Origin of the sequence: Roseovarius sp. BRH_c41 (assembly GCF_000961715.1) — a bacterium.
Classification (GTDB): Bacteria; Pseudomonadota; Alphaproteobacteria; order Rhodobacterales; family Rhodobacteraceae; genus Roseovarius.
On the sequence record NZ_LADY01000066.1, the window covers coordinates 20,673 to 44,207 of the forward strand.

A 23,535-nucleotide genomic window follows, 5' to 3' on the forward strand; every position below is an offset into this window, starting at 1 on the left:
CCGCAGCAAAGCAAAGTCGGAGGCCGCCCCCTACATCGCCTCTTGTTGCGTCAGCCGCGTCGCGATCAGCCCGTTGACCCGCGCGATGCCTGCCTCGGGACAATGCCCTGCCAGACCCGATGCCGCGTCGGCCAGAACCGCATCGTTGGCCGCGCGGGCCACGCTGGCCAGAAATTGCGCGGCATAGATCAGGATGTCGGGCGATCGGTCATGGCACAGCAGGCTCTGTACATGCTCCAGATCGTCGCGATAGGCCAAGGGATCGGGGTTGATTCTGTCATCTTGGACCACGTAGGGGCCAAGGGGTCGCCGGTCGGCGGGAACGTGCCGCAGCACCTCTTGCTGAAAGATGCCAAGGCTGGCCACCGGTTTGAGCAAGAGCCCATCAGCCCCCGCGCTCCGCGCGCGCGCCTCTGCCCCGGCATCGCCGCTCGTGGCAAGGATGACGCCGACACGGGGAGTTGCGCGGTCAAGTTCGGCAATCAGCTCTTCGCCGCGCCCATCCGGCAGGCCCAGATCGACGATCACCGCCGAAGGCCGGTACACCTGCAGATGCCGCCGCGCGGAGGCCAGACAATCCGCGCGCCGAATCCGCGCGCCACTGCGCAGGCACATCAGGCGCAGCGCCTCAGAGGCATAGCGGCTATCCTCGACCGCGAGCACAGTCATACCCAAGAGCGGGCGTTGGGCGTTTGGCGCGCGCTGGGGCGCGAGGCTGTCAAGACCGGTCATATCGGGCTGATCCTTCTGTGACGATACGAGCCACAGCATGGCCCGCTTATGGTGAACGCGAGGTTAATGCGCGGATTGCGTCCCCCTGTCGCTTGTCAGGCCCCAAGATCATCCCCATAACAGGCTCAAATCATACAAAAGGATCGCCCCATGATCGGACGCCTCAATCACGTTGCCATCGCCGTGCCGGACCTGAATGCCGCCGCTGACCAATATCGCCATGCGCTGGGCGCAAAAGTGGGCGCGCCGCAGGACGAGCCGGATCATGGCGTCACGGTGATTTTCATCGAGTTGCCCAATACCAAGATTGAACTGCTCTATCCCTTGGGTGAGAACAGCCCGATCCAGAGCTTTCTGGACAAGAACCCCTCGGGCGGGATCCACCATATCTGCTATGAGGTCGAGGATATCATCGCCGCACGCGACCATCTGAAATCCACCGGCGCGCGGGTGCTGGGCAGCGGAGAGCCCAAGATCGGCGCACATGGCAAGCCGGTGCTCTTTCTGCATCCCAAGGATTTCAACGGCTGCCTCGTGGAACTGGAGCAGGTCTGATGGGCATCACCTCGGCCATCGTGCTCTTTGCTGTGATCTGGTTCATGACGTTTTTCGTCGTGCTGCCCATTCGTATTCAGACCCAAGGGGATGTCGGTAAGATCGTGCCCGGCACCCATGCCGGATCGCCCGAACATCATCACCTCAAGAAAAAGGCCTGGATCACAACCGCCATCGCCGTCGTGCTCTGGATCATCATTGGTGGCACGATCATTTCGGGTGTGATCAGCGTGCGCGATCTCGATATATTCAACCGGATGAGTGGCGCCGCACCTGCGTAGCGTGAAAGATATGGGTGAAGGTGGCGGCCCCAAGGATCGGGATCAACAGGTTCACCAGCGGCACCGAGAGCGGCATCGCCATCAACACACCCGCCGCCCAGATCGTCATGCGATGCTTGCGGCGGAGTGACTTGGCCCCCTCCCGCCCGACGCGGCGCATGGCCACCAGTTGGAAATATTCCATTCCCAGCAAATAGCCATTGAGCGCCCAAAAGATGAAGAGCGCGAAGGGTGTAAAGATCGCATAGAGGATCAGCGCCACGATATTCGCGCCGATGATCACGCCAAGAAAGTTGATCGTGTCGCGCAGCGCCTCGCCAAAGGGCACGATACTGGCCGGGGGCAGATGCGGATAATGCCGGTCCTCGACCGCCTGCGCCACCTCATCGAGAAACATCGAGGTTATGGCAGAGGCGACGGGCACCATCAGAAAGACCGACAGCACGATCATCAAGAGGAACGACGCGCCGCTCAAGAGATCGCCCAGCCACGTCACCTCGCCCAATAGCGGCAGGGTGGTGCTGTCGCCCACCGCCGCCTGAATGAGCCAGAGCACTCCGGCATAGGTCGCGATCAGAAGGGCGAGCGTCAGGCCCACGCCCAACAGCAGCACCTTGCGGAACCGTGGATCGCCGATCTGGCCCACGGCCTTGAAGAAACTGGTAAAAATCATTCTGAAACCCAGGTGGTGATGCTGTCGATCTCGGGACGCGGTCGCTCGGGTGGGACGGCGCCTTCGGTGCCGATATGGAGGAACCCGGCGATGCGCTCGTGTTCGGTCAGCCCAAGGGCGGTCTGCGCGAACCCTTGGTCATGGCTGGGCCAGCCGCTCAGCCAATTGGCGCCCCAACCGGCGGCAAGGGCAGCATTCAAGAGGCTGAGGCAGACACAGGCCGCCGAATAGGTCTGTTCGATGGCTGGAATTTTTTCCGAAGGTTTCGGGCTCTCGATCACTGCCACGGCCAGATGCGCATCGGCGAATTGCGTCTCGGCTTTGGCGATATCCTCGGGCGATTTGCCCAGCCGCGCGCCCGCCTCGGCCACCAGCCCCGCAAGCCGCACCAGCGCCGCGCGCTCCAGCACGATCAGGCGCCAGGGTTCCAGCTTACCATGATCGGGCACGCGGGTTGCGGCGGCCAAGAGCGGGCGCAGCGCCGCCCTGTTTGGCACCGGCAGCACCAGCGTCTTGGCCGGGCGCGAGCGGCGGGTCTGGAGGAACTCTGACGCGGCGGAATTGGGCTGGGGCATTGGTCTCTTTCTCATGCAAAGCACCCCACATGTCGGCAAGCAGGCGTCCGGGGTCAAGCCCTGATGCTGCAATTCCTCTTGGAGCGCTGCCGCGCAGCCGGTATGCCGGGCGCATGGATATCCCCGACCTCAGCGCGCTGGCACGGCCCGGCACCACGATTGCCCTGCGCGTGACGCCCAAGGCCGCGCGCAACCGGATTGTCGCGGAAGACGGCGCGCTGCGGGTCTATGTCACCACGGTGCCCGAGGATGGCAAGGCCAATGCCGCTGTTCAGAAACTCTTGGCCAAGGCGCTGGGCGTGCCTAAATCGCGCCTGAGCCTGCTGCGCGGTCACACCAGCCGGGACAAGGTGTTTCAGGTCGACTGACGTTTGGCGTGGCTGCCCGCCACATGCACCCGTGTGCCCCAGCCGATGCAGTGTTCTATCAGCGGCGCGGGCAGGGGGCGGTCGGTGAAGACCTGATCGACATCGCGGATTGACCCAAGCCGCACCGGCGCGCTGCGCTGGAACTTGGAATGATCTGCGACGAGAAAAACCTCGCGCGAGCGGTTCAAGAGAGTCTGGCCCACCACCACCTCCTGAATGTCGAAATCGAGCATGTCGCCATCCTCATCCAGCGCAGAACAGCCCAGAATGGCGTAATCGAATTTGAAATTCTCGATGGTGCGCGCGGTCAGATTGCCCACCAGCCCATTGTCCGAGCGCCGGAGCGCGCCGCCGGCGACGACAATCTCGCAATCCTTGTTGGCCAGCAGGATTTGCGCCACGTTCATGTTGTTGGTGACGACCATCAGGTTGCGGTGATCCATCAATTCGCGCGCCACCGCCTCGGTCGTGGTGCCGATGTCGAGAAAGACCGAGGCATCATGCGGAATGGCCGCCGCACAGGCGCGGCCAATGGCGGCCTTGGCGGGCTCATTCAGGCGGCGGCGTTCCTCGTAGAGGATATTCGAGACGCCCGAGGGCAGGATCGCACCACCATGCACGCGCTCCAGCTTGCCCGCGTTGGCAAGTTCCGTGAGGTCGCGGCGGATGGTCTGGACGGTGACGTCAAAGCGCTCGGCCAGCCCCTCGACCGTGACCTTGCCCTCGGCGCGGGCGATTTCCAGAATGTCGGGTTGGCGAAAGCTCTGGGACATGGGCGGCCTTGATTGGTTGCAGGTTCGATTATGTTCGTTTTGTCGCGCTCTGCAAGCAAAGCCTCCGCTGCGCTGCGGCGAGGCGGGCGAATCGCGGGCGAGAGAGGTCGGTTCACCCGACGTCAGGGACGAAAATGCGTTCGGTCACGCCCTGGATCACACTTGATCCTGAAAATTGATGAATGAAATCAAAGGGTGCATTAATAAAAGAAACAAAACGAACATTCATTCTTGACCCATGTGGTCAAAAAGTGGTTCGTTTGCGCTCATCTTACGGTGGGAGGGGCGCGTGTCGCAGGACCGCGAGGGCACAGTGATCGACCTGTTCGTCATCGGCGGCGGCATCAATGGCTGTGGCATCGCCCGCGATGCGGCGGGCCGGGGGCTGCGGGTGGAACTGGCCGAGATGAACGATCTGGCCTGGGCCACGTCGAGCGCCTCGACCAAGCTGTTTCACGGCGGTCTGCGCTATCTCGAATATTTCGAAATCCGGCTGGTGCGCGAGGCGCTGATCGAGCGGGAAACATTACTGCGCGCGATGCCGCATATTAGCTGGCCGATGCGGTTTGTGCTGCCCTATCACCGCGACATGCGTTTTGAGGGCGAAACGCCCACGTCGCGCATTCTCAATCTGGTGATGCCGTGGATGAAGGGGCGTCGGCCTGCCTGGCTGATCCGTCTGGGGCTGTTCCTCTACGATCACCTCGGAGGGCGGAAAATCCTGCCTGCGACCGCAACGCTCGATCTGCGCAACGCGTCTGAGGGTGCGCCGCTCAAGGACAAGTTCACCCGCGCCTATGAATATTCCGACTGCTGGATCGAGGATAGCCGACTTGTCGTGCTCAACGCCCGCGACGCCGCGGCGCGCGGCGCGCGCATTCGTACCCGCACCCGCGTGCAATCAGCAGAGCGGGTGGGCGATCTGTGGCAGGTGACGCTGAAGGATCAGGAAACCGGCACGAGTGAGGTGGTGCAGGCGCGCGCGCTGGTCAATGCCGCCGGGCCGTGGGTCAAGGATGTGATCTCGGGCACACTGCGCCTCAACTCGGCCGAGGGTGTGCGGCTGGTGCGTGGCAGCCATATCGTGACGCGCCGCCTGTTTGACCATGACAAATGCTACTTCTTTCAAGGCACCGATGGGCGGATCATCTTTGCCATTCCCTATGAGGGGGATTTTACCCTGATCGGCACCACCGATGCCGAACATGGGCAGGCCGACACGCGCCCGGAATGCACGCCGGAAGAGGCCGAGTATCTCTGTCGCTTTGCGAGCGCGTATTTCAAGACGCCCGTGACCAAGGCCGACATCGTCTGGACCTATTCCGGCGTGCGCCCGCTCTATGACGACGGGGCCAAATCGGCCACCGCCGCCACCCGCGACTATGTGCTGACGCTGGCCGAAGGACCGGGCGCGCCGCTCCTCAACATCTTTGGCGGCAAGATCACCACCTATCGCAAACTGGCCGAGGCGGCGCTGGCCAAGCTGCGCCCGTTCTTTCCACAGGCCGGGGCGGATTGGACCGCAGGCGTCGCCCTGCCGGGGGGCGATTTCCCCGTTGACGGGTTTGACCGGCTGACAGAGAGTCTGCATCGGGCCTATCCGTTTCTGACGGCGGCCTGGGCGCGGCGACTGGTGCGCGCCTATGGCACCGAGGCGCTGGATGTTCTGGGCGAGGCGCGGGAGGCCGCCGATCTTGGCCCCGATTTCGGGGCGACCCTGACTGGGGCCGAGGTGCGTTGGCAGATGGACCATGAATACGCCCGCGCGGCGGCGGATGTGGTCTGGCGGCGCACCCGTCTGGGTCTCAAGATGACAGAGGCGCAGATTGCGGCGCTCGACGACTGGATGCAGCACGAACGGGGGCTGAATGGGGCCGCCCCCGTGGCTGCCAAGGGATAATGGAGGAAACGACCGCATGGCGCTGACACTGGAGGGGGTATCGAAACGCGTGAACGGGCAGGTGCATATTCACCCGACCGACCTCAGGCTCGAGGCCGGCACGATGAACGTGCTTCTGGGGCCGACCCTCTCGGGCAAGACCTCGCTCATGCGGTTGATGGCGGGGCTCGATGTTCCCGCCACGGGCCGCATTCTGTGGAACGGGCAGGATGTCACCGGCATGCGCGTGCAGGATCGCCGCGTGGCGATGGTCTATCAGCAGTTCATCAACTACCCCTCGATGACGGTCTATGACAACATCGCCTCGCCGCTGCGCCTGATGGGTAAATCCAGCGCTGAGATTGATGCGGCGGTTAAGAAAACTGCCGATCTGATGCAATTGTCCCGGATGCTCTCGCGCAAGCCGCTGGAGCTGTCGGGTGGCCAGCAACAGCGCTGTGCCTTGGCCCGCGCGCTGGTCAAGGAGGCGGGGTTGGTGCTGCTGGATGAGCCGCTGGCGAACCTCGATTACAAGTTGCGCGAGGAATTGCGCGCGGAAATTCCCAAGATTTTCGAGGCGGCAGGCAGCATCTTTGTCTACGCCACGACCGAGCCCGAAGAGGCGCTGCTCCTTGGTGGCAATACCGCAACCCTCTGGGAGGGGCGCGTCACCCAATTCGGCCTGACGCCGCAGGTTTACCGTCAGCCACGCGATGCCACCACCGCGCGCGTGTTCAGCGATCCGCCGATGAATTTCCTGACCGTTACCAAATCCGGTGACCGTATCCTCTTTGGTGCGGACCAATCCGCGGCGGCGCTGGGCAGCATGGCGGATCTGGCGGATGGCACCTATACGGCAGGGTTTCGCCCCAACCACCTCGAACTCGAACAGCAGACCGCCGATGCGTTGACCTTTGACGCACGCCTCAACGTGACCGAGATCACCGGCTCAGAGACCTTTGTGCATCTCGATCATCACGGCGAGCGGTGGGTGGGTCTCATCCACGGCGTGCGCGATCTGAAACTGGGGGCGGCGCTTCGGGTCTATCTCGATCCGGCGCATGTCTATGTGTTTGGGGCGGACGGTGCGCTGGTCGCCCCCGCGCCCTATGCGCAGGCGGCTTAAGGGAAACGCAATGGCAAAGATCACGCTTGATAATCTGGCACATAGTTACCTGCCGCGCCCGGCCTCTGAGGCCGATTTTGCGCTCAAGGAGCTGAACCACGTCTGGGGCGATGGTGAGGCTTATGCGCTGCTTGGTGCCTCTGGCTGTGGTAAATCCACGCTGCTCAATATCATCTCTGGCCTCTTGCACCCGTCGCAGGGGCGTATTCTCTTTAACGATCACGATGTCACCAATCAGGCCACCGCGGCGCGCAACATCGCGCAGGTGTTCCAGTTTCCGGTGGTCTATGACACCATGACCGTGCGCGACAATCTGGCCTTTCCGCTGCGCAATCGCGGGGCAGAGGCGTCCTATATCGCCGAGCGGGTTCAGACCATCGCTCACATGATCGGGATGGAGGCAGAGCTGGGGCGCAAGGCGCGCGGTCTGACGGCGGATGCCAAGCAGAAAATCAGCCTTGGGCGCGGCATGGTGCGCGAGGATGTCAACGCGCTCTTGTTCGATGAGCCGCTGACGGTGATCGACCCGCATATGAAATGGGAACTCAGGACGCAGCTCAAGGCGCTGCATCACCAGTTTGGCCATACGATGATTTACGTGACCCACGACCAGACCGAGGCCCTGACATTCGCCGACAAGGTGGTTGTGATGCACGATGGCCGCGTTGTGCAGATGGGCACGCCACAGGAACTCTTTGAGCGGCCAGAGCATACATTTGTCGGCTATTTCATCGGCTCGCCGGGCATGAACCTGCTCGATGCGCAGGTGGCGGGCGCCAAGGCCATTGTGCAGGGCGTCGAGATCCCGCTTGGGGCCGACTATGGCCGCCCTACGGGTCGGGTGCAGATCGGTGTGCGGCCTGAATTCGTGCGGCTCTCGGCTGGCGACGACGGTTTGCCAGTGACCGTCACGCGGATCGAGGATGTTGGTCGCCACAAGATCATCCGCTGCGATGTGGCCGGCGTTGCGGTCAATGCCATTGCCGCTGAGGGGGCCATGATCTCGCCCGATATGACCCGTCTCACTTTTGATCCGGCGGCGATCAATGTCTATGTCGATGATTGGCGCGTCACGCCGAAATCCCAAGCGCAGGAGGCCGCGTGATGGACAAGACCGTCAACCAAAAGGCATGGTTTCTGGTCCTGCCCGTGCTGATCCTCGTGGCGTTTTCCGCTGTGATCCCGCTGATGACCGTGGTCAACTATTCGGTGCAGGACACATTCGGCAACAATCAATTCTTCTGGGCAGGCCTTGAATGGTTCGAGGAAATGCTCAGCTCCGAGCGGATGTGGGACGCGCTGGCGCGTCAGGCGGTGTTCTCGGCGATCATCCTAGCCATCGAAATCCCCTTGGGCATCTTTGTGGCGCTCAATATGCCCAAGAGCGGCTTTTGGGCGTCCCTTTGCCTCGTTCTGATGTCGCTGCCGCTGCTGATCCCGTGGAATGTGGTGGGCACCATCTGGCAGATCTTTGGCCGGGTTGATATTGGCCTTCTGGGCCATACGCTCGACGCGCTGGGTATTTCCTATAACTACACGCAGGACACGACTGCAGCGTGGATCACAGTGATCGTGATGGATGTCTGGCACTGGACCTCGCTCGTGGCCCTCTTGGCCTATGCCGGGCTGCAATCCATTCCCGACGCCTATTATCAGGCCGCCAAGATTGATCAGGCCAGCCGCTGGGCCGTGTTCCGCTATATCGAATTGCCCAAGATGGCGGGCGTGCTGATGATCGCCATTCTCTTGCGCTTCATGGACAGTTTCATGATCTACACAGAGCCGTTTGTCGTGACGGGCGGCGGGCCGGGCAATTCCACGACGTTCCTGTCGATTGATCTGGTCAAAATGGCGTTGGGTCAGTTTGATCTTGGTCCCGCCGCCGCGTTTTCGATCATGTATTTCCTCGTGATCCTGCTGATTTCGTGGGTGTTCTACACCGTCATGGTCAACCTCGACAAACGGGAGGGCAAGTGATGGCCGATCTGACCGCCACCCGCAGCGCCACACGCGGCCTCAGCCTGCCACGCGTCAACGTGGTGATGGTGCTTTACCTGCTGTTCCTGCTCTTGCCGATCTATTGGCTTATCAACATGAGCTTCAAGACCAATGACGAAATCCTCGGCACCTTCTCGCTCTGGCCGCAGGACCTGACCTTTGCCAACTATGCCACGATCCTGACCGACGCGAGTTGGTACATGGGCTATGTCAATTCGCTGATCTATGTGGTGATGAATACGGTTCTGTCGATCGCCGTGGCCCTGCCTGCCGCCTATGCGTTCTCGCGCTATAGTTTTCTGGGCGACAAGCATCTCTTCTTCTGGCTCTTGACCAACCGCATGGCGCCGCCTGCGGTCTTTGCCCTGCCGTTCTTTCAGCTTTATTCAAGTGTGGGGCTATTCGATACGCATATCGCCGTGGCGCTGGCGCATTGCCTCTTCAACGTGCCCTTGGCGGTGTGGATTCTGGAGGGGTTCATGCGCGGCGTGCCCAAGGAGATCGACGAGACCGCCTATATCGACGGCTATTCCTTCGGGCGGTTTTTCATCAAGATCTTCATGCCGCTGATCGCATCGGGCGTGGGCGTGGCCGCGTTCTTCTGCTTCATGTTCTCATGGGTGGAACTGCTCTTGTCGCGCACGCTGACAAGTGTGGATGCCAAACCGATTGCGGCCACCATGACCCGCACCGTGTCAGCAAGCGGTCTCGACTGGGGCGTGCTGGCGGCGGCGGGGGTGCTGACCATCGTGCCGGGGGCACTCGTGATCTATTTCGTGCGCAATTACATCGCCAAGGGCTTTGCCCTAGGGAGGGTGTGATGGTTGTTCTGCTCGGACTGGTTTTGCTTGGCATCCTCGTTTTCGCGCGCGGGTCGCTATGGGCCGCAGGAATGGTGGGAAAAACGCTTTACGTGGCGGTCGCGGTATTCGCGGTTGCCCTGACGCTGCTGCTGGTGATCGAGCGGATCGAGGGAATGGGAGAATACTGATGATGGATCTGTCCTGGATGGCTTGGACACTCCCCACCGCGATCTTCTTCGGGGTCATTGCGGCGTTGCTCATCACCTTCACGGTGCTGGCGATCAAATTCCCCGAAACCGCGCGTGTCGGTATTCTCAGGATCGAGACGACGCGCGGGGATCGGCTTTTCATCACGCTTCTGGGCTCGGCTTTTCTCAATCTGGCCTGGCTCGGGTTTGTCGGCGCAAACCAGCCTTATGCGCTGATCCTCTGCCTGATCTATGCCGCGGCGGTGTTTCGCTGGGTCTAGACCGGGACCAATCACCAACAAAGTTCTCATAGGGAGGGAAACCATGAACTTGCGAATGAAAACAACCACCGCGCTGGTGTCGCTGGGCCTGATGGCCTCGCCCGCCTTCGCGGATATGGAGGCCGCCACCGCCTTCCTCGACGCCGAGATCGGCGATCTCTCGACGCTCACCCGCGCCGAGCAAGAGGCGGAAATGCAGTGGTTCGTAGATGCCGCTCAGCCCTTTGCCGGGATGGACATCAAGGTTGTCTCGGAAACCATTGACACCCATAGCTACGAATCCAAGGTGCTGGCCCCGGCCTTTACCGCCATCACCGGCATCAAGGTCACGCATGACCTGATCGGTGAGGGGGACGTGGTCGAAAAGCTGCAAACACAGATGCAGTCGGGCGAGAATATCTATGACGGCTATGTCAACGACAGCGACCTCATCGGCACCCATTGGCGCTATCAGCAGGTCCGCAACCTGACCGACTGGATGGCGGGTGAGGGCGCGGATGTGACCAGTCCGACGCTTGATATCGACGATTTCGTCGGCCTGTCGTTTACCACCGGCCCCGATGGCAAAGTCTATCAATTGCCAACGCAGCAATTCGCCAACCTCTACTGGTTCCGCTACGACTGGTTCAACGATGACAAGAACAAGGCCGATTTCAAAGAGAAATACGGCTATGATCTGGGCGTTCCGGTCAACTGGTCGGCCTACGAGGACATCGCCGAATTCTTCACCGGGCGCGATCTGAGCCATATGGGTGTCGACGGCGAAGTCTTTGGCAACATGGACTATGGCAAGAAAGACCCGAGCCTTGGCTGGCGCTATACCGACGCATGGATGTCCATGGCCGGGATGGGCGACAAGGGTGAACCCAACGGTCTACCGGTCGATGAATGGGGCATCCGCGTCAATGAACAGAGCCAGCCCACCGGCTCTTGCGTGGCCCGTGGCGGCGCAACCAATGGCCCCGCAGCTGTCTATGCTGTGACCAAGGCGATCGAGTGGCTGCAAAAATACTCGCCCCCCTCGGCGGCTGGCATGACCTTCTCTGAGGCTGGCCCGATCCCGGCGCAGGGTAATGTCGCGCAGCAAATGTTCTGGTACACCGCCTTTACCGCCGCGTCGGTGAAACCCGACCTGCCGGTGATGAACGAGGACGGCACGCCCAAGTGGCGCATGGCCCCCAGCCCGCATGGCGTCTATTGGGAAGAGGGCATGAAAGTGGGCTATCAGGATGCAGGGTCCTGGACGCTGATGCAATCGACCCCGGTTGACCGCGCCAAGGCGGCCTGGCTCTATGCGCAGTTCGTGACCTCGAAAACCGTGGATGTGAAGAAGGCCCACACGGGTCTGACCTTCATCCGCGAGTCGACGATCCAGCACGACAGCTTTACCGAGCGCGCGCCGAAACTGGGCGGTTTGGTGGAATTCTACCGCTCGCCCGCGCGCGTTCAGTGGTCGCCCACCGGCACCAACGTGCCCGATTATCCGAAGCTGGCCCAGCTCTGGTGGCAGAACATCGGGGACGCCATGTCCGGTGCCAAGTCGCCGCAAGAGGCGCTCGATAGCCTCTGCGCCGATCAGGAGCGCGTGTTGGAGCGTCTGGAGCGCGCCGGCATCCAAGGCGACATCGGCCCGAAACTCAACGAGGAAATGGACCCCGAGCATTGGCTGAGCCAGCCCGGCGCGCCCAAGGCCAAACTCGAGAACGAGGACGAAGAGCCGGTCACGATTGCCTATGACGAGCTGATCAAGTCTTGGCAGTGACGACACTCATCGGGGCGCGTGCCGCGCGCCCCGGACCCTTCGGTCATCCTCGGGCTTGACCCGAGGACCTCTTCGACCAGAGATCCTCGGGTCAAGCCCGAGGATGACCTCCTTCTGAAACGGACCCACCCCATGACCCATATCCTCGCCATCGACCAGGGCACCACGTCAAGCCGCGCGATCCTGTTCGATGCGCAGATGCGGATCACGGCCACGGCCCAAGAGGAATTCGCCCAGCATTTCCCGCAATCGGGCTGGGTCGAGCATGACGCGAATGACCTGTGGTCGACCACGGCGGGCACCTGCCGCGCGGTGATCGAAAAAGCCGGGCTGACCGGCGCGGATATCGCCGCCATCGGCATCACCAATCAACGCGAAACAACCGTGGTCTGGGACCGCCACACCGGGCAGGCCATCCACCGCGCTATTGTCTGGCAGGACCGGCGCACGGCGGAGTATTGCGCCGAGTTGCGCGCCGCAGGGCACGAGCCGATGGTGGCCGCGCGCACCGGTCTTTTGCTCGATCCCTATTTTTCCGGCACGAAACTGCGCTGGATTCTCGATCATGTCGCGGGTGCGCGCGACCGCGCCCAAGCGGGCGATCTGCTCTTTGGCACCGTCGACAGCTATCTTATCTGGAAGCTCACGGGCGGCCGCGTGCATGCCACCGACGCGACCAATGCGGCACGCACCCTGCTCTACGACATCCGCAAGGGACGCTGGAGCAAGACGATCTGCGACCTCTTGGGCATCCCGATGCAGATGTTGCCAGAGGTGCGCGACAGCGCCGATGACTATGGCCAAACCCGCGCGGATCTCTTTGGCTGCGAAATCCCCATTCGCGGTGTTGCGGGCGATCAGCAGGCGGCCACCGTCGGGCAGGCGTGCTTTAAACCGGGGATGCTCAAATCCACCTATGGCACCGGCTGTTTTGCCCTGCTGAACACCGGCGACACGCCGGTTGTCTCGCAAAACCGGCTGCTCACCACCATTGCCTACCAACTGGATGGCAAACCCACCTATGCGCTCGAAGGCTCGATCTTTGTTGCAGGGGCCGTGGTGCAATGGCTGCGTGACGGTCTCAAGATGATCCGCCACGCGAGCGAAACACAACCTCTCGCTGAACAGGCTGATCCCAATCAGACCGTCGTTCTGGTGCCCGCCTTTACCGGGCTGGGCGCGCCCTACTGGCGGCCCGATTGCCGGGGTGCGATCTTTGGTCTGACGCGCAGCACCGGCCCCGCCGAGCTTGCCCGCGCGGCCCTTGAGAGCGTTGGCTTTCAGACCCGCGATCTGCTTCAGGCCATGCGCGACGATTGGGCGGGGCAGGGAGCGGATGCGGTGCTCCGGGTCGATGGTGGCATGAGTGCGTCGGATTGGGCGATGCAGTTTCTTTCAGACATTATCGACGCGCCGGTGGACCGCCCAGAGGTGCTGGAAACCACGGCCCTTGGCGCGGCTTGGCTGGCGGGTATGCGCATCGGTCTTTACCCTGATCAGGCGGAGTTCGCAGCGACCTGGGCCTTGGAGCGGCAGTTCCTGCCGACGATGTCAGCGGATCTGCGCGAGACAAAAGTCGCAGGCTGGGCACGGGCAATAGAGGCCACGCTCTCTTTTTAGATGTGCGCGGGACAAGTTCGGGTTACACACCTTCACGAGAGATTTTACTCTCGTGAAACCGTCATGTGTTGTTAACCGATCGGCGACATACTAGATTTGTCCAAGATCTGAGTGGTTCCCTCTCGCCATAGGAGTCAAAATGACCAGCCCGGTCAGCGTCATTGTCCCAGCTCGAAACGAGGCGCAAACCATTGCGCGCGTCGTGTCTGTGTTGGCTGGCATGCCGGATGTGGGTGAGGTTGTGGTGATCGACAACGGCTCGACCGATGCAACCGCCGAGGTGGCCCGGACATCCGGCGCGACCGTGATTTCCGAGCCGCGCACAGGAATGGGTCACGCGGTTCGTGCCGGTGTCGCCGCCGCGCGCCATGATTGGGTCATGAAGGTCGACGCGGACCTGGATAAATTCGATACTGATCTGTTCGCCCGCATGCCTGCCGCACGCGCGCCCGGCGTGGGATTGGTCAAAGGCGTCTGGCACGACCCTGCCGATAACATGCCCATGACCCGCCTTCTGGTGATGCCCGCCCTGCGGCAGATGTTTCCGGGCCTCTCGTGCCTGCGTGCTCCCAATTCGGGGATCTATGCCTTTGACCGATCACGCATCGCGCATCAGAATCTGATCGGGAACTACGCCGCTGATATCGACGTGATGCTGCGGGTGCACGCGGCGGGATATGACGTGGCCGAGGTGGATATTGGCCGCATCGTCCACGATACCCGCGATGTCGTACATTACAACGGCATGGCCGAAGAGATATTCGCCTTTTTTCTCAGTCGGCAAAGCAGGCTCCTCACGCGTGAAATGGTCGTTCTGGCGCAGAACGGCGGGCAGGTGATCCACCATGCGCTCGCCGCCATGGTGCACCGGCTGTCGGCTGGGGTGCGCGCCACGATCTACCTTGAGGATATCACGAGCGCGGATTCCCGGCTGCTCCAGGACTCGCTTTCTGCTTATCCCACGGTCTCCGTCTGCCCGCTTGAGACAGCTTGCGATTTTACACCCCATGCCAATGCGACAGGGCTTTGCATGCTGGCCCCCTATCCGCGCGCTGGCGGCGGCAACGCGCTGGCTGAGGCGGTCAGCCTTTATGAGGCGGCGCTCGAATATCTTCCGGGTGATTTGTGGTTGATGCCGGTTCACGAGTCCGGGCGCATGATCACCGGCTTTCAGCCTGACATGGTGCCAGACGTCAGCGACGGCTTGGCCCACAAGCATGAGGCGCTCGAGCTTCTGACCGGTGCGTCCCTCGCGCTGCCCAACCCGTCGCGTGAATTCTTCCAGAGCTACGCGTCACTGCCGGATGCCTTGCGCCCGACAATCGGGCCGATCATCCCTCAGCGGCACCCGTCGGTCGGCAATTTCTAAGACAGACGTTGTCCCGCCCTGACCGAATGCCAACCCGCCCCAAGACACCGAGGGGCGGTTTTTTTTGGGCAATGGACTCAGGCCCCTTTGAAATTAACCTCGCCCTCATGTTCCAGCGCGCGATCCTGCGCCTCTTGGCGCATCACGCCGTCCTCCCGGTGACGGCGACGCAGACGGCCATATTGCCCGATCCCGACGGCGACCAGAATAATCGCTCCGCCGGGGATCAGGCCCGGACCCGGGTCTTCTCCCAACATCAGCATGGCAATCAGGATCGCCGCCAGCGGTGAAAAGGACGTGGCCAGCGATACATCGCCCGAGCGGGCGTATTTCAGTCCGAGCGCCCAGGCGAATTGCCCCCCGATCACCACGATCACCGCATAGATCCAGACCCATTGCCAGACGACCGGGTGAAACACATCCTCGAAATGGTCGGGGCCAAACAGATAGAGGGCAAGGAAGAAATAGAACGTCGTGCCCACCGCCGTGCGATAAATCGCGAAAATCCCCATCGGAATGCCGCGCAGGCCCGTGCGTGCGATCAATGTCGAGGCGATATAGGACAGCGTGGCCAAGAGCGCGCCAATCTCACCCTTGCCCAGCATGAACGCCGTGCCCTGATTGTTCATCAGGATCATCACCACCGCTCCGGCGAGCGCCACCAGCCCTGCAACAAAGGACCACGGCTCGAACTCTTCCCGCAGGATAAGCCAGGCCGCGAGTAGAAACAGTGGCGGTTCGATCCTGCCCATCAGCACCACATTGGTCACCGTGGTATGCTCCAGCGCGTAAAAGAACAGCCCCGGCGTCAGCGCCGAGGAGAAGAACGCCGAGAGGGTCAGGATGACCCAATGTTTGCGTCCCAAGGCGCGCAGGTTGTCCCATGTCCAATCCCGCCAGAACATCAGGAGCATCGGCACCATAGACATCAGCGATCCGACAAACAGCAGGTTGCAATAGGTGATGACATTTCGCCCCATCACCCGGTTCTGCGCACCAATGTCTGCCAGAAGCGACACCAGAGAGTTTGACGAGGCATAGATCAGCACCGCCACCCAGGCGAGCGTCGCCCCGAGCATCACTTTTGAGGCGTCGGGAATGGTCTGCGTGCTGACATGGCTCATGGGGAATTCCTAAACCAACGACTGGTGTTGAGAGTAAATTGCGCCCGATATGCGCGTCTTGCAACCAACGCTTGTGCACGCTCGGTCACGATCCCTGGAGTGCCGCGAAACATTGTTTCAATCGCGCGTTTTGCGTCACGCTTGCGTGGGAACCTTTTAAATTTTGTGTGATTTTGATTGTAATGGGTGGTCCGCAAGGCAAAGTTGCGCGCAACGCGGGCCGCAGCCTGACCCCAGACGATAGAGTGATCCACCCATGACCGCCCCTTCCGACACGTCCGGACCCGGTTTCGTCACCATCTTTGACGAGACCTACGATCAAGCCGATTGCCGCGCCTATTTCCGCATGATGGACCGGCTTGGCTATCGCAACCAGCATCATGCCGTCGCGGCCTTTCGGGCGGGGCTGGCCGAGGTGATGCGGTTGCGCGGCCTTGGGCAGGCCAGAGTCGTTGATTTTGCCAGCAGTTACGGAATCGTCACGGCGCTCATGGCGCATGAGCTGAGCCTGGCAGAGGTCTTTGCCCGCTACCGCCAGCCCGAGTTCGAGACCGCAAGCCCCGCCGAGGTTATTGCCTGGGATCGTGACTGGCTGGCGGCGCTGCGCCGCCCCGGTCCGCCACTCCATGTCACCGGCATAGACGTCATGCCGAATGCGGTCGCCTACGGGCGCGCTGTCGGTCTCTTTCAGACCGGATGTGTCGAGGATCTGGAGCGTGATGACCCCTCGGACGTGCTTGCGGCAGAGTTGGAGCGCTGCGATATGATCGTTGAATGTGGGTCCGTGGCGCAGCTCATGCCGCGCGCGTTGGACCGGATGCTGGCTGCCTGTGGCCCGGTCAAGCCTTGGGTGATGACCTCGCCCATTCGGGGCAATGAACGCCCTGAAGCGACAGAGGTCATGCATGCCCACGGTCTTGTGGTCCAGAGCCTGCCGATCCCCCCCTTCGTCCATCGCCGCTTTGAGGGGCCAGCAGAACAGGCCCGCGCCATCGCCAATGCGCAGGCCGTCGGACATGACACAGAGGGGGTCGAGACAACGGGGCACTTCCATGCCCAAATCCTCCTTGCGCGCCCTGCGTCGGAGTGTACTGACCCTGCAACCTGGTCGATGCCTTTGACTGTGGCGCCCATGTACGAGGATGACCGCGCATAAACCGTTGTCGCGTCTTGTCGCTGCGGCTATCATCGCGCTGTTGAACCATAGGTTTTTCATGATCCGCCCCAAACTTTGTCAGGATGGAATTGCCATGTCCCGCTGCGCTGCCCCTGTCACGACCTGTGCACGCATTCTGTATCATCAGGGCTGATCAGATGCGTGGGCTGGGACTCCTCACAGTGATGGCGTCCATTGCATGTGGCTTTGGCGCGGGGCAGATCGGCCTGACCCTGTTGGGGCAGAGGGCCGAGCGCCCCGAACCTGTTCAGATCACCGCTGCTCTCGCGGCGGTCGAAAATGCGTCAGAGGCTCCTCTGCCCGAGGACTGGCCGACGGTCTTTGATCCCTATGTGCCTGACCCGCCCAAAGCGGCAGCCATGACCAAGAAGCTCGAGACGTATCGGCTGGTCGGGCTGGTTGCGGGCGGAGAGAATGGCTGGGCCATTCTCACGGCCTCAGATGGCGACCGCCTGATCCGGAGCGGTGACCGGCTTATCGGTGGCGAAACGGTGCTCGAGATCGCCTCTGACGGTGTCTGGATCGAGCGCGAGACAGAGCGTGTTCTGGTTGCCTTTGAGGAAACACCTGACGAAATGATGGCCCGCATCATGAGCAATGGCTCGGTTCAGGCCGATGAGGCCGAGATCCCGGCCAGCACCTTTGCCGGAAGTGATATGCACCGCATTCTTGGTCGGGCGGGCAGTGTGCGGATGGTGTCGGCCAATGGTGCAACCGGAGAGATATTTCCGGAAATCCTCTGGGTGCGCGAAGGGCAGGTTTATGACCTGATCGGGTTGCGCCGCGGCGATCTGGTTTTGCGGGTGAACGGCTATTCTGTTTCCGATCCGGAAACACTCGCCAACGCAGGACAGATCCTTTCAGAGAGCGATGAATTCGCCGTCGAGATCATGCGCGGGGGGCAGCGCCGGACCATTTCCGTACGCATTACGGGGCGTGGCTGAGCAGTTTCTTTTCGACCAGCTCTTTAATTCTTAAGATGACTATATATCTAACCTTTAACTGGCTATTTGTTTCAGTTTTGACCGCGGATACAAAATAAAATATCCTTTATAAATCAATATATTAACGAATATGGCTTCGATATTTGGTCTCGCGAAGTAACATTACGATATCCTCACGAAAATGTTATCATTGTTCCATGCAAACATTCGTGTTGAAGTGGCCTTGTCAGGCGCGTCATTTTGGCGCTCTTGACGTACCTACCAATGTAAATGTTGCGCGTCTTTGTGCGCATATCAGGGAGCAATTGCTCTAAGCTATTAAACCAAAATCTGCGGATCACTGATCCGCGCGGGCCAAACATTACTCACCCTTCCGGCCTGTCATCCCTAGCTGATCGAGTTCGCTCGAAACTGACATACGGCAACCGCACCGGTTGTTCTGCCTATGGGGCTATTCGCCCTCCTTTCTCGCGGCATGCATGGCGCGGGGCTTATCGCGTCATGTCTGGAGCGTGACGTCAGTAATTTTCGCAAGCTTTTTCTGCTGGAGGACAAAGCATGAAACGAAGAGACGCACTAAAGCTCGGCCTAGGGGCTGCGGGCGCCACAGCGGTGGCATCGCAGGTCGGAGCGGTCGAGATTGAACAGTGGCCAGATAGTGCCGCGGACGGGTTGCCTCAAACAGGTCTCGTATTCCCGGACACGTTCGAGCCAAGCATCACCGTACAATCGAGCCCGGCGGTGGAGCCTTTTACAGCCCCGCTGAACATCATGCCGGTGGCACAGCCAATCAATCCCAACACCTACGATCCGCCGATCGAGCCCGAGCGCCATCAGCGTTTTGATGATTTCCCGCCGCAGAAGCATTACGAAGAAGTGATGACTGAATTCCGGTGGAAATACCACTGGCAGCCCCCGTATGGCGATGGCACACCCGATGTTGTGGGCCGCGCTGGCGATCCCGATGTTGGGTCTTGGCACTGGGGCTTCAACGGCATCACGCCCGGCGAAACCTATCATGCCAATTACGGCGAGCCGGTCTTCCTGCGCCGCAACAACCTGCTGCCCACCGTGGGTGCTGGCAATGTGACATTCGCGCTTCCGTCGCCGACCATCCACCTGCACAACGGCCATACCGCCTCTGAATCGGACGGTATCCCGCAGGACTTCTTCAATCCCGGCGAATTCTGGGATCACCATTACGCCAACATCCCGGCTGGTTCGCCGTTCGACTGGAATTTCGACAACCCCGAGATCATGAATACCCTGTGGTATCACGATCACCGGCTCGATTTTACCGCGACCAACGTTTACGCGGGCTTCTCGGGCTTCTACCTGATCTTTGATGAGCGGGATTCCAACAACGAACGGGACAAAAACCCCAATGCGTTCCGCCTGCCTTCCGGCGATTATGACATTCCGCTGATCCTTCACGATGTCATGTTCCAACCAAACGGTCAGGTGATCTGGGACTTCTTCACGCCCGATGGCGCGTCCCCGCATCCCGAAGCGCGCCCCGAGCCGGTCGAGGTCGGCAACTCGCAAGGCACGCCGGATACGTTCGACTCCAACCGCCTGCAATACACCACGCAGGGCATGACGGGCGACAAGATCACGGTCAACCGGATCATCCAACCCTATCTTGATGTGAAGCGCCGGAAATATCGCTTCCGTTTCCTCAACGGTGGCCCGTCGCGTCTCTATCGTCTGGTGCTCAAGGTTGTCCCCAAGGCTGGCCGTGGCGAGCCCTATTTCGACGACTTCATCATCCTGTCCAACGACGGCAACCTGCTTGAGGCGCCGCTGGTCGAACCCAAGATCGACCTCTGGATCGCCAACCGCTTTGACGTCATCATCGACTTCTCAAAGTACAAGGATGGCGACAAGGTTCAGGTCTGGAACGATCTGGAAATCCGTGGCGATGGTGCAGGTCCGACCGGCTATACGCTGGAAGGCGAGAACATGATGCCCGTTCTGGAATTCCGGTGCACAGGTCGCAAGAAGCCCGATCCGTCGCGCGTTCCTGCCACCATGCGCAAACTTCCGGAAATCCGCATGTCCGAAGTCCGTCGCAAGCGTTTGTTCGTGTTCGACTACGACAACGGCCTGTGGACGGTGAACGGCCGCCTGATGGATCCCAACCGCGTGGACGTCAAGATCGAGCAGGGTTCTGCCGAGATCTGGACCTTCCGCAACGAGGGCAACGCATGGGCGCACCCTGTTCATACCCACTTCGAAGAGTTCCAGATTCTTGAGGTCAACGGTCGTCCGCCAAGTGCGGTAGAGCGTGCCCGCAAGGACGTGGTCTCACTCGGGCCGGGTGACGAGGTAACCTTCTTCAGCCGCTGGCGCGACTTCTTTGGCAAGCACGTGATGCACTGCCACAACGTCGTTCACGAAGACCACGCAATGATGATCCGTTGGGATATCGTTGAGCCGGGTCAAGGCGACTAAGCGGAAATCCTTCTAGGAATTCTCTGAAAAAAGAGAGGAAAAGACATGACAAACAGACGTCAATTCATGGCCGGTCTTCCGGTCGCGGCGGCTGCTGGGATTACCGCCGGGTTCTACACCACGCCGGGAAACTCCAAGGAGCGCGCTGATGAGGCCCGCAAAGCTGCAATCTCCAAGCTGCGCGAAGCCAAAGCAACCCTGCATCCCAACGAGATGCCGGTTCTCTGTAATCCCATCAACAGCGGTGGGGTCATCAACTCTGCGGTGAACGACTCGTTCCCCAATGTGATGATGGTCAACCAAGACGGCCTCGGGATGTCCTTTTACGAGGGCTTCATCGAAAACAAGGTCGTCATGATGCACTTCATGAGCCTCAAGGATGAAGAGCATTTCCCGATCACCCGTCGCATGGCCGATGTGGTGGCAGAATTGGGCGACAAGGTCGGGCGCGATGTTTTCGTGTACTCGATCAGCCGCGATCCCGAGCATGACACACCTGCACGCATGCAGGCCTATGCCCAGGAACTCGGTGCGCCCAAGGGCTGGCATTTCCTCACGGGTACGCCGCAGCATTGCGCCGATCTCGCCTTCCGGATGTATCGCATGAGTCACTCGACCTTGCCCGGCACGCGCAAGGTGGATGTGGTGTTCTACGGCAATGGCAGCGCCGGCCTTTGGGGATCGTTCCCCTGGGACATCCGGGCCGACGATGCCGCCAGCCGTGTCGCTTGGGTCATGCCGCAGCCGACGCCGCAAGTCGGCGAAAAGCTGCGCCGGGCCGGTCCGCGTGTGTTCGATATGAAAGACACGCGCAACCACAACCGCGAAGTCTGATCCCGGGCCCCGGGCAACCGGGGCGCCAGAACAGTATTTTGAATCGGAGACAATGAAAATGTTTCGTAAATCCATAAGACTGGCTGCGGTGATGGCATTGCCCGCCTCGGCCATGGTTGGGGGGGCGCCCGCTTGGGCCCAGACACCCTTCGACCTCAACATGTTCTGCAACGTATCGGGACATGCCAACGGCGGTCAGCAACGGCGTGTTCCGTTCGAGACCAGAACGACTGTAGGGAACGCCACCACCTTGCTTACAGCGGATGGCGACGCGGTCTTCCCGGAGGGCGACAGCTTTGGGACCAACCCGCCCAACATGCTGCCGACCATCTACGAGAACGCCAAGACGTGTCGGGGAAACGAGATCCCCAACACCCTGCCCTCGACACCGGAGAATCCCTACAACCTGCATGACGATCCCGTCATTCGGGAACTCGACAAAACCTCACCGACCGATGACCTTGACTGGATCATGGATCGGATCGAGGCCATGTCGGAACCGCAACAGATTTGCCGCAACTTCCGCGGCACAGAGCATTGCTACAGCTATCCTCGCCGGGTAAATCCGGGCGAAATGCGTACTCTGGCGCGGCGGGCCGTCGATATCATTGAGGGCAACGAGCTTCAGGGTCGTTTCAGCGAGCGTGAATACGAAGGTTTCCCGCTCCTGCACTATCTCGGCGGGCTCAAGACCAAAGTCGTCGATCCCGAGACCAAGTCGGTAACGGTCAATCAGCTTTGGTATGACACCCATATCGAGTCGGATACCGCCTATATCGATCCGATCGCGGTGACAGACGAGGAGTGGACCATCAAGTATGTGGTCAAGATCCTCAACCGCGGTCACGAAGACTTTGCGCCCTATGCAATGTTCTTTGACGATTGGACCGAGTTGAATCTAACCGATCTGGGCGGGCCGGATTTGACCGCTGGCGGCACCGCGTTTCCGCGCGTTCCCAATATCGGCATGGACCAGACCTTCTTCCCGATGCAGGAAGGGCTTGAGTACACCCTCAACATGAAGATGCCCCCGGCACGCTTCTGGAACCTCAGCTACCATTGGGGCTGGCGTCAGCACCCGCCTCGGGTTCAGGTAACGGAAAACATGCGGGTTCCGCTGCGCAATGGCGCGCTGCGTAATACGGCAGAGAGTGGCGTGTTTGGTGAGAATCCGCGCGCCAGCGAAGAGGCCAAACTTGCCGCGATCGGCATGATCGGTGACACCGCCCCGGCCAAGCGCATGTGGCAGATGTTCCGTGAAATGGGCGGCATGACGATCAACCGGACCAACAAGCACTTTGGCGGCGGTCTCAACGGTTCGATCGTTCAGGCGCAGATGCACCTGATCCGTCAGGCCTTTGACGACTGGAAAAACCGTGGCAGACTTCCCACCGGCTATGAAATGGCCCCGGATGCCGACGTGACGGTTCTGTTCCTCAACAACACCATTTATGGTCAACTCAAGGATCATGATGGCGATGCCAATGTCATCATGGATGATGGCGTCTGGGACAAGCGTGGCGACAAGGTCAACATTCAACTCCTGAATGGCGACTATTACGTCCACGCCTATGTTCTGGTCGACTTCGGTGGTTTGCGTGGCTGGGAAAATACCTTCCACAACACACTGCCAAGCGGGGGCGCAGGTCCGCTCTTTACCTTCGGCCGCAACTACTTCTGGATCCACGTCGCAGGCGGTGGTCCGATCCCCGTGCCGCCAGCAACCCGTCCGGAGGGTGCGCCCAACTCGCCGATCAACGATCGGTCATGGCAGGTCGCCAATGGCAACGGTGTTGTCCCGAGCAATTTCGAATTCGCTTGGGGTGGCATGCAGCAAGAGATGAACGACTACGTGAACGTCGATGGTATCGGTGAACACCACCTCGAAGTGGAGTTCAGCTACGAGCCGTCTCGCCGGTTGCGCATGTATCAGTTCGATGCGCTGCACCACGATACTGCCGTGTGGTCTGTCCACTAAGCGGTTGATTTTAAATAAGGGTCCAGCGGCGTCCAAGCCGC

At 60.8% G+C, this 23,535-nt stretch carries 23 protein-coding genes; 18 read left to right on the top strand and 5 right to left on the bottom strand.

Translation table 11 applies throughout. The features are described 5' to 3' along the window. Nucleotides 1-30: 30 nt before the first annotated feature. Nucleotides 31-732 (bottom strand): response regulator, encoded by a 702-nt coding sequence (locus VR71_RS22720; RefSeq protein ID WP_045686672.1) that lies wholly within the window; start codon nt 730-732, stop codon nt 31-33. Between the two features lie 150 nt (nt 733-882). Between VR71_RS22720 and mce the strand changes: the two genes are divergently transcribed. After that, on the top strand, nt 883-1,287 hold the full coding sequence (mce, locus tag VR71_RS22725; RefSeq protein ID WP_045686617.1) for a methylmalonyl-CoA epimerase: 405 nt from the start codon (nt 883-885) through the stop codon (nt 1,285-1,287). Further along, nucleotides 1,287-1,568 carry a DUF1467 family protein gene (locus tag VR71_RS22730; protein WP_009816381.1) on the top strand — a complete coding sequence of 94 codons (282 nt, stop codon included), beginning with the start codon at nt 1,287-1,289 and terminating at the stop codon, nt 1,566-1,568. Before mce ends, VR71_RS22730 begins: the two co-directional genes overlap by 1 nt. Here the strand turns inward: VR71_RS22730 and VR71_RS22735 are convergent. After that, nucleotides 1,537-2,241 carry an EI24 domain-containing protein gene (locus VR71_RS22735; protein ID WP_045686618.1) on the bottom strand — a complete coding sequence of 235 codons (705 nt, stop codon included), beginning with the start codon at nt 2,239-2,241 and terminating at the stop codon, nt 1,537-1,539. The genes VR71_RS22730 and VR71_RS22735 overlap by 32 nt on opposite strands. After that, on the bottom strand, nt 2,238-2,816 hold the full coding sequence (locus tag VR71_RS22740; protein WP_045686619.1) for a nitroreductase family protein: 579 nt from the start codon (nt 2,814-2,816) through the stop codon (nt 2,238-2,240). Before VR71_RS22740 ends, VR71_RS22735 begins: the two co-directional genes overlap by 4 nt. A gap of 113 nt (nt 2,817-2,929) precedes the next feature. On the opposite strand from VR71_RS22740, the gene VR71_RS22745 reads away from it, so the two are divergent. Beyond that, nucleotides 2,930-3,184: a DUF167 domain-containing protein gene (locus tag VR71_RS22745; RefSeq protein WP_009816384.1), complete on the top strand. Its 255-nt coding sequence runs from the start codon at nt 2,930-2,932 to the stop codon at nt 3,182-3,184. Here the strand turns inward: VR71_RS22745 and VR71_RS22750 are convergent. Continuing rightward, nucleotides 3,172-3,957, bottom strand: a complete 786-nt coding sequence (locus tag VR71_RS22750; RefSeq protein WP_009816385.1) for a DeoR/GlpR family DNA-binding transcription regulator — start codon at nt 3,955-3,957, stop codon at nt 3,172-3,174. The two genes, VR71_RS22745 and VR71_RS22750, sit on opposite strands and share 13 nt — an antisense overlap. A 238-nt stretch (nt 3,958-4,195) precedes the next feature. Here VR71_RS22750 and glpD point away from each other — a divergent pair, with 238 nt between their 5' ends. The 10 genes from glpD (at nt 4,196) to VR71_RS22795 (ending at nt 14,983) form a co-directional block, all read left to right on the top strand. Beyond that, a complete protein-coding gene (gene glpD / locus VR71_RS22755) occupies nt 4,196-5,857 on the top strand; it encodes a glycerol-3-phosphate dehydrogenase (protein WP_296430774.1) in 1,662 nt (553 codons plus the stop codon). Nucleotides 5,858-5,873: 16 nt separating this feature from the next. Next, nucleotides 5,874-6,962 (top strand): ABC transporter ATP-binding protein, encoded by a 1,089-nt coding sequence (locus tag VR71_RS22760; protein WP_045686621.1) that lies wholly within the window; start codon nt 5,874-5,876, stop codon nt 6,960-6,962. A 10-nt stretch (nt 6,963-6,972) separates the two neighbouring features. Next, nucleotides 6,973-8,067 carry an ABC transporter ATP-binding protein gene (locus VR71_RS22765; RefSeq protein ID WP_045686622.1) on the top strand — a complete coding sequence of 365 codons (1,095 nt, stop codon included), beginning with the start codon at nt 6,973-6,975 and terminating at the stop codon, nt 8,065-8,067. Beyond that, nucleotides 8,067-8,939, top strand: a complete 873-nt coding sequence (locus VR71_RS22770; protein WP_045686623.1) for a carbohydrate ABC transporter permease — start codon at nt 8,067-8,069, stop codon at nt 8,937-8,939. The genes VR71_RS22765 and VR71_RS22770 overlap by 1 nt, the downstream gene beginning before the upstream one ends. Further along, on the top strand, nt 8,939-9,781 hold the full coding sequence (locus VR71_RS22775) for a carbohydrate ABC transporter permease (RefSeq protein ID WP_045686624.1): 843 nt from the start codon (nt 8,939-8,941) through the stop codon (nt 9,779-9,781). Before VR71_RS22770 ends, VR71_RS22775 begins: the two co-directional genes overlap by 1 nt. Then, entirely contained in the window at nt 9,781-9,951 is a 171-nt protein-coding gene (locus VR71_RS25405) for a hypothetical protein (RefSeq protein WP_296430777.1), read from the top strand. The genes VR71_RS22775 and VR71_RS25405 overlap by 1 nt, the downstream gene beginning before the upstream one ends. An 8-nt stretch (nt 9,952-9,959) precedes the next feature. Further along, nucleotides 9,960-10,232, top strand: coding sequence for a DUF2160 domain-containing protein (locus VR71_RS22780; RefSeq protein ID WP_045686673.1), 273 nt, complete (start codon nt 9,960-9,962; stop codon nt 10,230-10,232). 43 nt (nt 10,233-10,275) lie between these two features. Then, nucleotides 10,276-11,994, top strand: a complete 1,719-nt coding sequence (locus tag VR71_RS22785; protein ID WP_296430779.1) for an ABC transporter substrate-binding protein — start codon at nt 10,276-10,278, stop codon at nt 11,992-11,994. A gap of 132 nt (nt 11,995-12,126) precedes the next feature. After that, a complete protein-coding gene (gene glpK / locus VR71_RS22790; RefSeq protein ID WP_045686626.1) occupies nt 12,127-13,614 on the top strand; it encodes a glycerol kinase GlpK in 1,488 nt (495 codons plus the stop codon). Nucleotides 13,615-13,753: 139 nt separating this feature from the next. Further along, on the top strand, nt 13,754-14,983 hold the full coding sequence (locus VR71_RS22795) for a glycosyltransferase (protein WP_045686627.1): 1,230 nt from the start codon (nt 13,754-13,756) through the stop codon (nt 14,981-14,983). Nucleotides 14,984-15,060: 77 nt separating this feature from the next. Here VR71_RS22795 and VR71_RS22800 read toward each other — a convergent pair whose 3' ends face one another. Next, nucleotides 15,061-16,107, bottom strand: a complete 1,047-nt coding sequence (locus tag VR71_RS22800; RefSeq protein WP_045686628.1) for a DMT family transporter — start codon at nt 16,105-16,107, stop codon at nt 15,061-15,063. A gap of 256 nt (nt 16,108-16,363) precedes the next feature. Between VR71_RS22800 and VR71_RS22805 the strand changes: the two genes are divergently transcribed. From VR71_RS22805 to VR71_RS22825, 5 genes are all read left to right on the top strand, one after another. Continuing rightward, nucleotides 16,364-17,263, top strand: coding sequence for a hypothetical protein (locus tag VR71_RS22805; protein WP_045686629.1), 900 nt, complete (start codon nt 16,364-16,366; stop codon nt 17,261-17,263). A gap of 185 nt (nt 17,264-17,448) precedes the next feature. After that, complete coding sequence (locus VR71_RS22810) at nt 17,449-18,228, top strand: hypothetical protein (RefSeq protein ID WP_296430781.1); 780 nt, start codon at nt 17,449-17,451, stop codon at nt 18,226-18,228. Between the two features lie 558 nt (nt 18,229-18,786). Next, on the top strand, nt 18,787-20,682 hold the full coding sequence (locus tag VR71_RS22815; RefSeq protein WP_296430784.1) for a multicopper oxidase domain-containing protein: 1,896 nt from the start codon (nt 18,787-18,789) through the stop codon (nt 20,680-20,682). A 45-nt stretch (nt 20,683-20,727) separates the two neighbouring features. Further along, the gene (locus VR71_RS25410; protein ID WP_157046523.1) at nt 20,728-21,516 is read left to right on the top strand and encodes an SCO family protein; all 789 of its coding nucleotides are present in this window, start codon (nt 20,728-20,730) and stop codon (nt 21,514-21,516) included. A 58-nt stretch (nt 21,517-21,574) separates the two neighbouring features. Then, nucleotides 21,575-23,494, top strand: a complete 1,920-nt coding sequence (locus tag VR71_RS22825) for a hypothetical protein (RefSeq protein WP_296430785.1) — start codon at nt 21,575-21,577, stop codon at nt 23,492-23,494. Nucleotides 23,495-23,535 lie beyond the last annotated feature (41 nt).

Bases quoted from the DNA above. Each gene is read 5' to 3' on its own strand.
- VR71_RS25405 (WP_296430777.1), top strand. From the start codon at position 9,781: ATGGTTGTTCTGCTCGGACTGGTTTTGCTTGGCATCCTCGTTTTCGCG.
- VR71_RS22760 (WP_045686621.1), top strand. From the start codon at position 5,874: ATGGCGCTGACACTGGAGGGGGTATCGAAACGCGTGAACGGGCAGGTG.
- VR71_RS22745 (WP_009816384.1), top strand. From the start codon at position 2,930: ATGGATATCCCCGACCTCAGCGCGCTGGCACGGCCCGGCACCACGATT.
- glpD (WP_296430774.1), top strand. From the start codon at position 4,196: ATGTGGTCAAAAAGTGGTTCGTTTGCGCTCATCTTACGGTGGGAGGGG.
- mce (WP_045686617.1), top strand. From the start codon at position 883: ATGATCGGACGCCTCAATCACGTTGCCATCGCCGTGCCGGACCTGAAT.
- VR71_RS22765 (WP_045686622.1), top strand. From the start codon at position 6,973: ATGGCAAAGATCACGCTTGATAATCTGGCACATAGTTACCTGCCGCGC.
- VR71_RS22730 (WP_009816381.1), top strand. From the start codon at position 1,287: ATGGGCATCACCTCGGCCATCGTGCTCTTTGCTGTGATCTGGTTCATG.
- VR71_RS22735 (WP_045686618.1), bottom strand. From the start codon at position 2,241: ATGATTTTTACCAGTTTCTTCAAGGCCGTGGGCCAGATCGGCGATCCA.
- glpK (WP_045686626.1), top strand. From the start codon at position 12,127: ATGACCCATATCCTCGCCATCGACCAGGGCACCACGTCAAGCCGCGCG.
- VR71_RS22740 (WP_045686619.1), bottom strand. From the start codon at position 2,816: ATGCCCCAGCCCAATTCCGCCGCGTCAGAGTTCCTCCAGACCCGCCGC.
- VR71_RS22720 (WP_045686672.1), bottom strand. From the start codon at position 732: ATGACCGGTCTTGACAGCCTCGCGCCCCAGCGCGCGCCAAACGCCCAA.
- VR71_RS22795 (WP_045686627.1), top strand. From the start codon at position 13,754: ATGACCAGCCCGGTCAGCGTCATTGTCCCAGCTCGAAACGAGGCGCAA.
- VR71_RS22810 (WP_296430781.1), top strand. From the start codon at position 17,449: ATGGCGTCCATTGCATGTGGCTTTGGCGCGGGGCAGATCGGCCTGACC.
- VR71_RS22805 (WP_045686629.1), top strand. From the start codon at position 16,364: ATGACCGCCCCTTCCGACACGTCCGGACCCGGTTTCGTCACCATCTTT.
- VR71_RS22770 (WP_045686623.1), top strand. From the start codon at position 8,067: ATGGACAAGACCGTCAACCAAAAGGCATGGTTTCTGGTCCTGCCCGTG.
- VR71_RS22815 (WP_296430784.1), top strand. From the start codon at position 18,787: ATGAAACGAAGAGACGCACTAAAGCTCGGCCTAGGGGCTGCGGGCGCC.
- VR71_RS25410 (WP_157046523.1), top strand. From the start codon at position 20,728: ATGACAAACAGACGTCAATTCATGGCCGGTCTTCCGGTCGCGGCGGCT.
- VR71_RS22775 (WP_045686624.1), top strand. From the start codon at position 8,939: ATGGCCGATCTGACCGCCACCCGCAGCGCCACACGCGGCCTCAGCCTG.
- VR71_RS22825 (WP_296430785.1), top strand. From the start codon at position 21,575: ATGTTTCGTAAATCCATAAGACTGGCTGCGGTGATGGCATTGCCCGCC.
- VR71_RS22800 (WP_045686628.1), bottom strand. From the start codon at position 16,107: ATGAGCCATGTCAGCACGCAGACCATTCCCGACGCCTCAAAAGTGATG.
- VR71_RS22785 (WP_296430779.1), top strand. From the start codon at position 10,276: ATGAACTTGCGAATGAAAACAACCACCGCGCTGGTGTCGCTGGGCCTG.
- VR71_RS22750 (WP_009816385.1), bottom strand. From the start codon at position 3,957: ATGTCCCAGAGCTTTCGCCAACCCGACATTCTGGAAATCGCCCGCGCC.